At 62.9% G+C, this 13,396-nt stretch carries 9 protein-coding genes; all 9 read left to right on the top strand.

Going from position 1 to position 13,396, the window contains the following annotated elements:
• Nucleotides 1-27 precede the first annotated feature (27 nt).
• The 9 genes from pilM to ACFY9W_RS04790 all read left to right on the top strand — a co-directional run bounded on the left by pilM (nucleotide 28) and on the right by ACFY9W_RS04790 (nucleotide 13,347).
• Nucleotides 28-909, top strand: coding sequence for a pilus assembly protein PilM (pilM, locus tag ACFY9W_RS04830; protein WP_391126484.1), 882 nt, complete (start codon nucleotides 28-30; stop codon nucleotides 907-909).
• On the top strand, nucleotides 906-1,442 hold the full coding sequence (locus tag ACFY9W_RS04825) for a PilN domain-containing protein (RefSeq protein WP_391126482.1): 537 nt from the start codon (nucleotides 906-908) through the stop codon (nucleotides 1,440-1,442). The genes pilM and ACFY9W_RS04825 overlap by 4 nt, the downstream gene beginning before the upstream one ends.
• A gap of 11 nt (nucleotides 1,443-1,453) precedes the next feature.
• Nucleotides 1,454-2,455: a pilus assembly protein PilP gene (locus tag ACFY9W_RS04820; protein WP_391126675.1), complete on the top strand. Its 1,002-nt coding sequence runs from the start codon at nucleotides 1,454-1,456 to the stop codon at nucleotides 2,453-2,455.
• Nucleotides 2,379-3,647, top strand: a complete 1,269-nt coding sequence (locus ACFY9W_RS04815; protein WP_391126479.1) for a type IV pilus secretin PilQ — start codon at nucleotides 2,379-2,381, stop codon at nucleotides 3,645-3,647. The genes ACFY9W_RS04820 and ACFY9W_RS04815 overlap by 77 nt, the downstream gene beginning before the upstream one ends.
• Nucleotides 3,648-3,651: 4 nt before the next feature.
• Complete coding sequence (gene aroK, locus ACFY9W_RS04810; protein WP_391126476.1) at nucleotides 3,652-4,170, top strand: shikimate kinase AroK; 519 nt, start codon at nucleotides 3,652-3,654, stop codon at nucleotides 4,168-4,170.
• A gap of 97 nt (nucleotides 4,171-4,267) precedes the next feature.
• The gene (gene aroB / locus ACFY9W_RS04805; protein WP_391126473.1) at nucleotides 4,268-5,365 is read left to right on the top strand and encodes a 3-dehydroquinate synthase; all 1,098 of its coding nucleotides are present in this window, start codon (nucleotides 4,268-4,270) and stop codon (nucleotides 5,363-5,365) included.
• Between the two features lie 15 nt (nucleotides 5,366-5,380).
• A complete protein-coding gene (locus ACFY9W_RS04800) occupies nucleotides 5,381-6,985 on the top strand; it encodes an AAA family ATPase (RefSeq protein ID WP_391126470.1) in 1,605 nt (534 codons plus the stop codon).
• Nucleotides 6,986-7,358: 373 nt separating this feature from the next.
• Nucleotides 7,359-11,804 carry a glutamate synthase large subunit gene (gene gltB / locus ACFY9W_RS04795; RefSeq protein ID WP_391126467.1) on the top strand — a complete coding sequence of 1,482 codons (4,446 nt, stop codon included), beginning with the start codon at nucleotides 7,359-7,361 and terminating at the stop codon, nucleotides 11,802-11,804.
• A 124-nt stretch (nucleotides 11,805-11,928) separates the two neighbouring features.
• On the top strand, nucleotides 11,929-13,347 hold the full coding sequence (locus ACFY9W_RS04790) for an FAD-dependent oxidoreductase (RefSeq protein WP_016712489.1): 1,419 nt from the start codon (nucleotides 11,929-11,931) through the stop codon (nucleotides 13,345-13,347).
• The last annotated feature ends 49 nt before the right edge of the window (nucleotides 13,348-13,396 follow it).

Here is a 13,396-nt window from a genome sequence, read left to right as displayed (position 1 = left end):
GCTGCAAGTGGCAGCAAGGAAGCCGCGATGTTAGGACGCTTTGGCAAGGATGCCAGTTCACTCATGGGGGTAGAAATTGCCTCCGACGTTGTCCGGGTTGTGCAACTTCAGCGGCGCAGTCGGCGCTGCCGGGTGCTTGCTTCGGCTCAAGAACCACTAGAGTCCGCGGTCGGCAACGACTGGGTGAGCCAGCCCGCTGCCGTGGTGGCAGCGTTGCGTCGAGCTTACCGACGCAGTGGCTCCAGGCAGCGCCGGGTGGCGCTGGCGTTGCCGGCCAGCCAGGTGATCTGCAAGTTGTGCCATCTGCCGGTGGAGCAGGCAGGGGATGCGCTTGAGGCGCAGTTGCTGGCTGACGCTGAACAGCTGTTCCCGTTTCCGTTGGACGACCTGGCCCTGGATTTTCAGGTCTTGGGCGCGTCCCGGGAGCAGCCGGGGTGCACGGAAGTAATGGTGGCCGCGTGCCGGCAAAGTGCGCTGGCGTCACTTGAAGCCGTCGTCGCGCAGGCAGGGCTACAGCTTGAGGCTGTCGAGGTCGACAACATCGCCCTCTGTCGCATGTTGCCTCGGGGTTGCCTTGAAGGCTCGGCACTGCTGCGTGTCGAAGCGCACGGCGCAGTGCTTCATGACTGGCAGCCTGGCCAGCCCTGCCAGCGCCGTGAGCTGCCAGCACCGGGGTTCAAGGCGATGGGGCTGCTGTCGGAGCACCTGCATGCCCTGCTTGCTGATGCGCATTTGCCTGGGGGCCTGTGGATAAGCAGCAGTTCGGCGGTGGAGCCGAGTTGGCTGCATGGCCTTGGCTGCCAGCTGAATACGCCGTGCCGGCATCTACCTGCCGTGGGCGGGCTTGAACATGTCGATGGCTCGATGCTGCTGGCCTGCGCCCTGGCGCTTGGAGGGTTGCGCCCATGATGCGGTTGAATCTGTTGCCCTGGCGTGAACGGCAGCGCCGGGCGGCGCTACGGCGCTTTCGCACCCAGCTGATTGTCGGCGTAGTGCTGGCCCTGTGCGCCGTGACGCTGGTCGACCAAATGGCCCGGCAGCGCGGGCAACAGCAGGCGCTGGCCAACGTGCGGCAACAGGCCCTTCTTGAAGAATTGACCGAGCAACTCCAGCCGCTGGCCGAAATGCAGGCGCAGTACGAGGCACTGATCGCCCGTGCGTTGGCGCTGGAGGGCTTGCGCGCCCGGCAGGGTGCCTTGGGCGATATGCTCACTGGCCTTGAAGAGGCGCTGCCGATGGGCCTCCAGCTAATCGACCTCAGCCTGGAAGAGGGCCACCTGAACATCACCGGCCTGGCGACGTCTGGTGCCGTGGTGGCGCAGTTCATGCGAGACCTGGACCGGTCGGGCCTTCTGCTTGACCTGCAACTCAGGCGCGTCAGGAGCTTGCCGGGTGGTGATGAGTTTCGGGTGACTGCGCGTGTTTCGGCGTTCTGGTCGTGAATGTGGTGCCGATCCTTGCGTGGTGGGCGGTCGTCGAGCGTTCCACGCGTATGAGGTGCATGGTGCCGGTGCTGGTTGCTGCGCTGGTGTTTGGTTTGGGTTGCGCGCTTCGCCTGCCTGCGGGCTTGCAACAACAGGCGCAGGAAGCGGCTCGACAGGCTGTATTGAGCGGGCAGCATTCAGCCAGTGTGGCGAAGCGGGTGGAGCTGGAGCAGTTGCAGGCTGCTCTGGTTGATGCCGAGCAGCGGTTGCAGGTAGCTCACTGGTACCTGGCCGCCGGGGAGGGCATGAGCGACCTGCTCGACCGCCTGGCGGCTTCGGGGCATGCGCATGGCCTGTTGATCGAACGGCTCGACGTGCATGAAGCCGAGCAGCAGGCTGGCTACCGCAAAGTACCGCTGGAGCTGCAGGTAGTGGGGCGTTACGTGGCTTTGCGCCAGTGGCTGGGTGACTGGCTGGGCCAGGCGCGCCTGCTGCGCAGCGGCGAGATGAACCTGGCCGCAGTTGAGGGGCAGCCTGGGCTTTTGCGTCTGCAGTTGCGCGTCGATGCCTTTCATTCGCCCGCACCCATGCCAGCAGCTGATGTACTTGCTCGCATGCCCGCCAGGGCTGCGACGCCAGTGCCCGTGGTCGACCCCTTCGCGGCCGTGGCGACACGCAGGGTTGGCTCCGGGCTGACCAGCGTGCCGCTGGCACAGCTGGAAATGGTCGGCAGCCTGTCGCGGGGAACAGCACACGAGGCGCTGCTGATGGCGGCAGGCAGGCTCTATCGCGTGCATGCAGGAGAGCGCCTGGGTCGTAACCATGGTGTGGTGGTGCGAATCGATCAAGGCGGGGTTGAGGTACGCGAACGGCTATTCATGGCGGGGGTGTGGCACGAGCGCACGGCGTTCATCACCCTGACGAAACGCTTGGGCAAGGAGGCCTCGAAGCAGAATGAAAATGTTGATGAAATGGGGGTTGGCAGCCCTGCTTTCGAGCCCGCTGGCGTCGGCGACGCCTTATCAGGGTGAGCCCCTGTCGTTGAACTTTCAGGATGTGGAAGTGCGCTCGGTTTTGCAGGTGCTGGCCGATTATGCGGGCGTCAACCTGGTGGTCGGCGATGACGTACAGGGTAATGTCACCTTGCGTTTGCAGGACGTACCCTGGGATCAGGCCCTTGACCTGGTGCTGCGCAGCAAGGGCCTGGCCCGGCGGGAGGAGGGTAATGTGTTGCTGGTGGCGCCTGCGGCAGCTTTTGCTGCGCAGCCGTTCAATGCTGCGGTTGGGGCGGTCGCCGATGCCAGCGAGCAGCCGTTACGCCGTGAGTTGATACCGATCCAGCACGCCAAGGCCGCCGAGCTGGTTGAGCTATTGCTGAACACCCTGGCGGATGACGACACCGTTGCCGCTCGAGGCAGCCTGGGAGTCGATGAACGCACCAATACCCTGGTGGCGCACCAGCCTGCGTATCGTTTGGCCGAATTGCGCCAACTGGTTGCGCAGCTGGATGTGCCAGTGCGCCAAGTGGCGATCGAGGCGCGCATCGTCGAGGCAAATGTCGATTACGAGAAAAGCCTGGGGGTGCGCTGGGGCGGGCCGCTTTACGGTGAACGCCTGCGGCCGGGCAAGGAGTTGTTCGTCGATCTTGGTGTGGAGCGTGCGGGCACTGGCGTCGGGCTGGGCCTGCTGCGCGGCGATGTGCTGCTCGACCTGGAACTCAGCGCCATGGAAAAGAGCGGTAACGGCGAGATCATTTCGCAGCCCAAGGTGGTCACGGCCGACAAGGAAACAGCCAGAATCATCAAAGGCACCGAGGTGCCCTACCAGGAAACCAGCCAGAGCGGCGCCACCTCGGTGGCCTTCCGCGAGGCGTCGCTGTCGCTTGAGGTGACGCCGCAGATTACACCGGACAACAAGGTGATCATGGCGGTCAGGGTGACCAAGGACGAGCCGGATTACGTCAATGCCTTGAACGAGGTGCCGCCAATCCGCAAGAACGAGGTCAATGCGAAGGTTCGCGTGGCGGATGGCGAAACGATCGTGATTGGTGGGGTGTACTCGACTTCGCAAAACAATGTGGTCGACAAGGTGCCATTTTTCGGTGATCTGCCGTATGTTGGGCGGCTATTTCGACGCGATGCATTACAAGAGAAAAAATCCGAGCTGCTGGTCTTCCTGACTCCGCGTATCATGAGTGACCAGGCGATTGCTGTGAGTCGTTGATTCTGTGCGAAATTTGATACTTGTGGGGCCCATGGGCGCTGGTAAAAGCACCATTGGACGCCTTTTGGCCAAAGAGCTGCGCCTGCTGTTCAAGGATTCCGACAAGGAAATCGAACTGCGATGCGGCGCCAATATCCCGTGGATTTTCGACAAGGAAGGCGAGCCGGGTTTCCGTGACCGCGAGCAGGCGATGATCGCCGAACTGTGCGAACTCGATGGCGTGGTCCTGGCGACCGGCGGTGGTGCCGTGATGCGCGAAGCCAACCGCCAGGCTTTGCATCAGGGTGGCCGGGTGATCTACCTGCATGCCTCGGTGGAACAGCAGGTTGGCCGTACCGCGCGCGATCGCAATCGCCCGTTGTTGCGCACCGCCAACCCCGAGGCAACCTTGCGCGCCTTGCTGGAAGCCCGTGACCCGCTCTATCGCGAGATCGCCGACGTGGTGGTGGAAACCGACGAGCGGCCGCCACGCATGGTGGTGATTGATATTCTCGAACGCTTGCAGCAGTTGCCGCCCCGTTAACCCGGGACTATTCTCGGCCACCAGCGCCGAGGCGAGGTTCAACGTTACCGCGTGGGTTGCCCGTAAGGCGCCGCGCCCAAGTACATTGTGGGGATACATGCAGACACTTAAGGTCGACCTGGGCGAGCGTAGCTACCCGATCTACATTGGCGAAGGCCTGCTGGACCAGCCTGAACTGCTGGCGCCGCACATTGCCGGCCGGCAAGTTGCCATCGTTTCCAACGAGACCGTCGCGCCCCTGTATCTCGAACGCCTGACCAAGACCCTGGGTGCCTATTCGGTGCTGCCAGTGGTGTTGCCTGATGGCGAAGCCTACAAGAACTGGGAAACCCTGCAGCTGATCTTCGATGGCCTGCTCACCGCGCGCCATGATCGCCGTACCACCGTGGTCGCCCTGGGCGGCGGCGTAATCGGTGACATGGCTGGCTTCGCGGCTGCCTGTTATCAGCGGGGTGTCGATTTCATCCAGGTGCCAACCACCTTGCTTTCCCAGGTTGACTCGTCGGTAGGCGGCAAGACCGGTATCAACCACCCGCTGGGCAAGAACATGGTGGGCGCCTTCTATCAGCCCAATGCGGTGCTGATCGACACGACCAGCCTGAACACGCTGCCCGCACGCGAGCTGTCGGCAGGCCTGGCTGAAGTGATCAAGTACGGCCTGATCTGCGACAAGCCGTTCCTTGCCTGGCTTGAGGACAATATTCAGGCCCTGCGTGGCCTGGACCCTGTAGCCCTGACCGAGGCAATCAGCCGCTCTTGCGCGGCAAAGGCTGCGGTAGTGGGGGCCGACGAGCGTGAGTCCGGCGTACGGGCCACGCTGAACCTGGGGCATACCTTCGGGCATGCCATCGAGACCCACATGGGCTATGGCGTGTGGCTGCACGGCGAAGCCGTGGCAGCGGGCACGGTAATGGCCCTGGAAATGTCCATGCGCCTTGGCTGGATCGACCAGGCCGAGCGCGATCGCGGAATCCGCCTGTTGCAGGACGCAGGTTTGCCGGTGGTGCCACCACAGGAAATGACCCCGGCGCATTTCATGGAGCACATGGCGGTCGACAAGAAGGTGCTCGACGGGCGCTTGCGTCTGGTGCTGCTGCGCCAGATGGGCGAGGCCGTGGTTACCGACGACTATCCGAAAGAGATTCTACAGGCCACGCTGTCGGCGGATTACCGCGCGATCGTGGCCCAGCTTTGAGGTTGTGACAGCGCAATGACCAGTTTGCATGCCGATGAGGCCTTTCTCGACCATTACCAGTTGAGTCACGATCCGTTCGCGCCCCGCGTGCCCGGCTTCAAGTTTTTCCCGGCCCAGCGCAAGCCTGTGCTTGGCCAGTTGCACCACCTGGCGCGCTACAGCCAGCTGATGCTGGTGGTCAGCGGCCCGCTGGGCAGCGGCAAGTCGCTGCTGCGCCAGGCCCTGGTGGCCAGTACCAACAAGCAGGCCGTGCAGAGTGTGGTGGTGTCTGCCCGCAGCGCCAGCGATGCCTCCGGCATGCTGGCCCAGGTTGCCCAGGACCTGGGCGTGGACAAGGCTGAAGTGCAGGCGATCCTGTCCAAGGTAGTGCAGTTGGCGCTCACCGGGCAGGAAGTGTATTTGCTGGTGGACGATGCGGAACAACTCGACGAGTCGGCACTCCAAGCGTTGCTGGAATTGGCGGCGGGCGTGCCGGAAGGGCGCCCGCATATATTCCTGTTTGGTGAGCCTTCGCTGATTGCCGGGCTGGATGAACTCAATGTCGAGGAAGAACGCTTCCACATCATCGAGCTTGCCCCCTACAGTGAAGAAGAAACCCGCGAGTACCTGGAGCAGCGCCTGGAAGGGGCTGGCCGGGGCATCGAGGTGTTCAGCCGTGAACAGATCGTCGATATCCATGAAAACTCCGACGGTTGGCCTGGCAACATCAACCAGGTCGCCCGTGACACTTTGATCGAAGCCATGATCGCCAGCCGTTCGACGGTCAAGCGACCATCCATGGGGTTCAAGATGCCTAAAAAACATGTGCTCGCGCTGTCCGCTGTGGTCGTGGTCGCCGTTGGCGCCGCGGTTTTGATGCCCAAGAAGGGTGACAAGGCTCCGGCCGAAGCGCCGGCCGCCCAGGCCCAGTTGCCGCTTGGCGAGGGCAAGCAGGGGGCTGCCATCGAGTTCTCTGGCTCGTCCCAGCCGATGCCATTGCCACTGGTTGGCCAGTCCCAGCCGGTGATGCGCGAACCGCTGGCCCAGGCCGCTGGTATGGGCGAGGGTGAGGAAGGCAGCCCGGCTGGCGACACCGCCCTGCAGCCTGGCAACCCGCCGCCAACCGTGACCACCATTGCGCCGCCGCAAGGCGTGCCGGCTGGCCCGGCCCCTGCGCCTGCCCAGCCTGTTGCCAGTGTTCCTGCACAGCCGGTAGCGCCTGCGCCAAAACCGGTCGCAACCCAGCCAGCCAAGCCGGTTGCACCGGCCAAGCCTGCACCAGCACCCACCCAGGTAGCTGTGGCCAAGCCGGTCGCCAAGCCTGCTGAAAAACCAGCACCTGCTGCTGGTGGCAGCGGTGGCTGGTACGCTGGACAAAAACCGGGCAACTATGTGGTGCAGATCCTCGGCACCAGCTCCGAAGCGTCGGCCCAGGCGTACGTCAAGGCCCAGGGTGGCGACTATCGCTACTTCAAGAAAAACCTGCAGGGCAAGCCGCTGTTTGTAGTCACTTATGGCAGCTTCGCCAACCGTGACGCAGCGGTTGCGGCAATCAAGAACTTGCCAGCGAAGGTCCAGGCTGGTAAACCTTGGCCACGTACCGTCGCCAGCGTCCAACAAGAGCTGGCTTCGGCCCGCTGATACCTTCCGGGCGGCATCACCCCGCCGCCCAGTAGCTAAGCGAATTCTAGCTTTCGACTAGCCTGCTGCGTTTTTACGCGGCAGGCTTTTCTGTCCCAGACTGCCGGCCACAAGCCCTAGTTGCAGTCATGGCTGAAACGCTTCAGACTCGAGCCAAGCCGCTATCACGGCGCATGGCGCAAAAACATTCAAAACTGCGACATAAATTTTCAATGGTGAGACATGAAAATTTGTGGGCATCGCTGTCGCTGTGCAACAATGGTTTTCCATGGCCACCGCAAAAAAGCTGGCATTTGATCGGCGTGGATGGTAAGTGGTTGTTAAAAAAGAGATTTACCTCCGTTAGAGAGGTGAACCTGGTGAGAATGTGTCTATGAAAACAGGTCTGTACCATCCCGAAGAATTCAAGGACAACTGTGGTTTTGGCCTGATCGCCCATATGACGGGCGAACCGAGCCACCACCTTCTGCAAACCGCCATGCAGGCGCTGACCTGCATGACCCACCGCGGCGGTATCAACGCCGACGGCAAGACCGGTGACGGTTGCGGTCTGCTCATGCAGAAGCCCGATCAATTCCTGCGTGCCGTGGCCCAGGAACACTTCGCCGTCGAGCTGCCCAAGCAGTACGCCGTCGGCATGGTGTTCTTCAACCAGGACCCGGTCAAAGCCGAAGCTGCCCGCGCCAACATGGACCGCGAGATCCATGCCGCTGGCCTGAAGCTGGTCGGCTGGCGCAAGGTGCCGATCGACACCAGCGTGCTCGGCCGCCTGGCCCTGGAGCGCCTGCCGCAGATCGAGCAGGTGTTCATCGGCGGTGAAGGCCTGAGCGATCAGGAATTCGCCATCAAGCTGTTCAGTGCACGTCGTCGTTCGTCGGTGGCCAACGCCCACGACGCCGACCATTACATTTGCAGCTTCTCGCACAAGACCATCATCTACAAAGGCCTGATGATGCCGCGCGATCTCGCGGCGTTTTACCCAGACCTGGGCGACGAGCGCCTGCAAACCGCGATCTGCGTGTTCCACCAGCGCTTCTCCACCAACACCTTGCCGAAATGGCCGCTGGCGCAGCCGTTCCGCTTCCTCGCCCACAACGGCGAGATCAACACCATCACCGGCAACCGCAACTGGGCCATGGCCCGTCGCACCAAGTTCGCCAATGACCTGATCCCCGACCTCGAAGAGCTCGGCCCGCTGGTCAACCGCGTGGGGTCCGACTCGTCGAGCATGGACAACATGCTGGAACTGATGGTGACCGGTGGCATCGACCTGTTCCGCGGCGTGCGCATGCTGGTACCGCCAGCCTGGCAGAACGTCGAGACCATGGACGCCGACCTGCGCGCCTTCTACGAATACAACTCCATGCACATGGAACCGTGGGATGGCCCGGCCGGTATCGTCATGACCGAAGGCCGCCATGCGGTGTGCCTGCTCGACCGCAACGGCCTGCGCCCGGCGCGCTGGGTGACCACCACCAATGGCTACATCACCATCGCCTCGGAAATCGGCGTATGGGGCTACCAGCCTGAGGAAGTGTTGGCCAAAGGCCGTGTCGGCCCGGGCCAGATCCTTGCCGTGGACACCGAAACCGGCCAGATCCTCGACACCGACGCCATCGACAACCGCCTGAAGTCGCGCCACCCGTACAAGCGCTGGCTGCGTCAGCACGCCACCCGCATCCAGGCGACGCTGACCGACGACCAGGGCGCGGCCAGCTACGACGCTGACCAGCTCAAGCAATACATGAAGATGTTCCAGGTCACCTTCGAAGAGCGTGACCAGGTGCTGCGCCCGCTGGGTGAGCAGGGCCAGGAAGCCGTTGGTTCGATGGGTGACGACACGCCGATGGCTGTGCTTTCGCAGCGCGTGCGTTCGCCGTTCGATTTCTTCCGCCAGCAGTTCGCGCAGGTGACCAACCCACCGATCGACCCGCTGCGCGAAGCGATCGTGATGTCGCTGGAGATCTGCCTCGGTGCCGAGCGCAACATCTTCCAGGAATCCCCGGAGCATGCTTCGCGGGTCATCCTCAGCTCCCCGGTCATTTCGCCCGCCAAGTGGCGTTCGCTGATGAACCTGGAGCGCGAAGGTTTCGACCGCCAGCTGATCGACCTCAACTATGAGCAGAGCGTCGGCCTGGAAGCTGCCATTCGCAACATCGCCGACCAGGCTGAAGAAGCCGTGCGCGCTGGCAAGACCCAGCTGGTGCTGAGCGACCGCTACATCGCCCCGGGCAAGCTGCCGGTACACGCTTCGCTGGCTGTTGGCGCGGTGCACCACCGCCTGACCGAGCAGGGCCTGCGTTGCGACAGCAACATCCTGGTGGAAACCGCCACCGCCCGCGACCCGCACCACTTCGCCGTGCTGCTGGGCTTCGGTGCCTCGGCCGTTTACCCGTACCTGGCCTATGAAGTGCTGGCCGACCTGATTCGCACCGGCGAAGTGCTGGGCGATCTGGACGAAGTCTTCAAGTACTACCGCAAAGGCATCTCCAAGGGCTTGCTGAAGATCCTGTCGAAGATGGGTATCTCCACCATCACCTCTTACCGCGGTGCGCAGCTGTTCGAAGCCATCGGTCTGTCCGAGGAAGTGGTCGGCCTGAGCTTCAAGGGTGTGTCCAGCCGTATCAAGGGTGCCCGCTTCGAAGACCTGGAAAACGACCAGAAGCTGCTGGCGGCCGAGGCCTGGAGCGCGCGCAAGCCGATCCAGCAAGGTGGCCTGCTGAAGTTCGTGCACGGTGGTGAGTACCACGCCTACAACCCGGATGTGGTCAACACCCTGCAAGCCGCCGTGCAACAGGGCGACTACGCCAAGTTCAAGGAATACACCACGCTGGTCGACACACGCCCTGTGTCGATGATCCGCGACCTGCTGAAGGTGAAAGTGGCCGACCAGCCGCTGCCGCTGGAGCACGTCGAGCCGCTGGAGGCCATCCTCAAGCGCTTCGACTCCGCCGGTATCTCGCTGGGTGCACTGTCGCCAGAAGCCCACGAAGCGCTGGCCGAGGCCATGAACCGCCTGGGTGCGCGCTCCAACTCCGGTGAGGGCGGTGAAGACCCTTCGCGCTACGGCACTGTCCGCAGCTCCAAGATCAAGCAGGTGGCCACCGGCCGCTTTGGCGTGACCCCGGAGTACCTGGTAAACGCCGAAGTGCTGCAAATCAAGGTTGCCCAGGGCGCCAAGCCCGGTGAGGGCGGACAGTTGCCAGGCGGCAAGGTCAACGGTCTGATCGCCAAGCTGCGCTACGCGGTACCGGGCGTGACGCTGATCTCGCCACCACCGCACCACGATATCTATTCGATCGAAGACCTGGCCCAGCTGATCTACGACCTCAAGCAGGTCAACCCGCAGGCACTGGTGTCGGTCAAGCTGGTGGCAGAAGCCGGCGTCGGTACGATCGCCGCTGGCGTGGCCAAGGCCTATGCCGACCTGATCACCATTTCGGGTTACGACGGTGGTACCGGTGCTTCGCCACTGACCTCGATCAAGTATGCCGGCGCCCCGTGGGAACTGGGCCTGGCGGAAACCCACCAGACCCTGCGCGGCAACGACCTGCGCGGCAAGGTACGGGTACAGACCGACGGCGGCCTGAAAACCGGCCTGGACGTGATCAAGGCGGCCATCCTCGGTGCCGAAAGCTTCGGCTTCGGTACCGCGCCAATGATCGCCCTGGGTTGCAAGTACCTGCGCATCTGCCACCTGAACAACTGCGCCACCGGCGTTGCCACCCAGAACGACAAGCTGCGCAAGGACCACTACATCGGCACCGTCGACATGGTGATCAACTTCTTCACCTTCGTCGCCGAAGAGACCCGTGAGTGGCTGGCCAAACTGGGTGTACGCAGCCTGGGCGAGCTGATCGGCCGTACCGACCTGCTCGATGTATTGCCAGGCGATACCGAGCGCCAGCACCACCTGGACCTCACGCCGCTGCTGGGCAGCTCGCACATTCCGGCTGACAAGCCGCAGTTCTGCGAAGTGGACAAGAACCCGCCATTCGACCAGGGCGAGCTGGCCGAAAAAATGGTGGAAATGGCCATGCCGGCCATCCGCGATCAGGCCGGTGGCGAGTTCAACCTCGACATCTGCAACTGCGACCGCTCCATCGGTGCGCGTGTGTCGGGCGAAATCGCTCGCCTGCACGGCAACCAGGGCATGGCTGCGGCGCCGATCACCTTCCGCTTCAAGGGTACTGCTGGCCAGAGCTTCGGCGTGTGGAACGCCGGCGGCCTGAACCTGCACCTGGAAGGCGACGCCAACGACTACGTCGGCAAGGGCATGACCGGTGGCAAGGTCACCATCGTGCCGCCAGCCGGCAGCCCGTTCGAAACCCAGCACAGCGCCATCGTCGGTAACACCTGCCTGTACGGTGCCACTGGCGGCAAGCTGTTTGCTGCGGGTACAGCGGGCGAGCGCTTCGCTGTGCGTAACTCCGGCGCCCACGCTGTTGTCGAGGGCACTGGCGATCACTGCTGTGAATACATGACCGGCGGCTTTGTCTGCGTCCTGGGCAAGACCGGTTACAACTTCGGTTCTGGCATGACTGGCGGCTTCGCCTACGTGCTCGACATGGACAATAGCTTCGTCGACAAGCTCAACCACGAACTGGTGGAAATCCAGCGTATCAGTGGTGAAGCGATGGAGGCGTACCGCAGCCACCTGGCGCGTGTCCTGGGCGAGTATGTGGAAGAAACCGGCAGCGAGTGGGGGCGTGAGCTCTCCGAAAACCTGGACGACTACGTGCGGCGCTTCTGGCTGGTGAAGCCGAAGGCAGCCAACCTGAAGCAGTTGCTGTCCAGCACCCGTGCCAACCCGCAGTAAAAAACAGCTGCAAGTGGCAAGCCTCAAGCTGCACGTAATGGCAGCACGAGGTTTGCCCGGCTTAAGTGATCGTCTTGCGGCTTGCAGCTTGTAGCTTGCAGCTGCTGTAAAGAGGTTTTGAAAAATGGCTGAACGTCTGAACAACGACTTCCAGTTCATCGAAGTGGGCCGCAAGGACCCGAAGAAAAAGCTGCTGCGCCAGCGCAAGAAGGAGTTCGTGGAAATCTACGAACCGTTCAAGCCGCAGCAGTCCGTGGATCAGGCGCACCGCTGCCTGGGCTGCGGTAACCCGTATTGCGAATGGAAGTGCCCGGTGCACAACTTCATCCCCAACTGGTTGAAGCTGGTGTCCGAAGGCAACATCCTGGCCGCAGCCGAGCTGTCGCACCAGACCAACACCCTGCCGGAAGTGTGCGGCCGCGTGTGCCCGCAAGACCGCCTGTGTGAAGGTGCCTGCACCCTGAACGACGGCTTTGGTGCGGTGACCATCGGCTCGGTGGAGAAGTACATCACCGACACCGCCTTCGCCATGGGCTGGCGCCCGGACATGTCCAAGGTCAAGCCAACCGGCAAGCGTGTCGCCATCATCGGCGCCGGCCCGGCAGGCCTGGGCTGTGCCGACGTACTGGTACGTGCCGGCGTCACCCCGGTGGTGTTCGACAAGAACCCTGAAATCGGCGGCCTGCTGACCTTCGGCATTCCCGAGTTCAAGCTGGAAAAGACCGTGCTCAGCAACCGCCGCGAAGTGTTCACCGGCATGGGCATCGAGTTCCGCCTGAATACCGAGGTGGGCAAGGACGTGACCATGGAGCAGCTGCTCGCCGAATACGACGCCGTGTTCATGGGCATGGGTACCTACACCTACATGAAGGGCGGCTTCCCGGGCGAAGACCTGCCGGGTGTGCACGACGCGCTGGACTTCCTGATTGCCAACGTCAACCGCAACCTGGGCTTCGAGAAGTCGCCGGAAGACTTCGTCGACATGCAGGGCAAGAAGGTGGTGGTGCTGGGCGGTGGCGACACTGCGATGGACTGCAACCGCACGTCGATCCGCCAGGGCGCCAAGTCGGTGACCTGCGCCTATCGCCGTGACGAAGCCAACATGCCAGGTTCGCGCAAAGAGGTGAAGAACGCCAAGGAAGAGGGCGTGAAGTTCCTCTACAACCGCCAGCCTATCGCCATTGTCGGCGAAGACAAGGTCGAAGGCGTGAAGGTGGTCGAGACCCGTCTTGGCGAGCCGGATGCCCGTGGTCGCCGCAGCCCCGAGCCGATCCCGGGCTCTGAAGAGATCCTGCCGGCCGATGCCGTGGTGATCGCCTTCGGCTTCCGCCCAAGCCCGGCGCCGTGGTTCGAGCAGCATGGTATCCAGCTGGACAGCCAAGGGCGTGTAGTGGCCCCGGAGAAAGGCAAGTTCAAGCACCAGACCAGCAACCCGAAAGTGTTTGCCGGTGGCGACATGGTGCGTGGTTCGGACTTGGTGGTGACGGCTATCTTCGAAGGGCGTACCGCTGCTGAAGGTATCCTGGACTACCTGGAAGTCTGATTTTCGACCTGTTCGCGGGCACGCCCGCTCCCACAGGGTTCGGCGCAGA

It is taken from the genome of Pseudomonas sp. NPDC008258 (genome assembly GCF_042956345.1).
GTDB lineage: Bacteria > Pseudomonadota > Gammaproteobacteria > Pseudomonadales > Pseudomonadaceae > Aquipseudomonas.
The sequence above is the reverse complement of the archived record's forward strand: the minus strand, read 5'-3'. Positions and strand labels throughout refer to the sequence as shown.

Bases quoted from the DNA above. Each gene is read 5' to 3' on its own strand.
- pilM (WP_391126484.1), top strand. From the start codon at position 28: ATGTTAGGACGCTTTGGCAAGGATGCCAGTTCACTCATGGGGGTAGAA.
- gltB (WP_391126467.1), top strand. From the start codon at position 7,359: ATGAAAACAGGTCTGTACCATCCCGAAGAATTCAAGGACAACTGTGGT.
- ACFY9W_RS04800 (WP_391126470.1), top strand. From the start codon at position 5,381: ATGACCAGTTTGCATGCCGATGAGGCCTTTCTCGACCATTACCAGTTG.
- ACFY9W_RS04825 (WP_391126482.1), top strand. From the start codon at position 906: ATGATGCGGTTGAATCTGTTGCCCTGGCGTGAACGGCAGCGCCGGGCG.
- ACFY9W_RS04790 (WP_016712489.1), top strand. From the start codon at position 11,929: ATGGCTGAACGTCTGAACAACGACTTCCAGTTCATCGAAGTGGGCCGC.
- aroB (WP_391126473.1), top strand. From the start codon at position 4,268: ATGCAGACACTTAAGGTCGACCTGGGCGAGCGTAGCTACCCGATCTAC.
- ACFY9W_RS04815 (WP_391126479.1), top strand. From the start codon at position 2,379: ATGAAAATGTTGATGAAATGGGGGTTGGCAGCCCTGCTTTCGAGCCCG.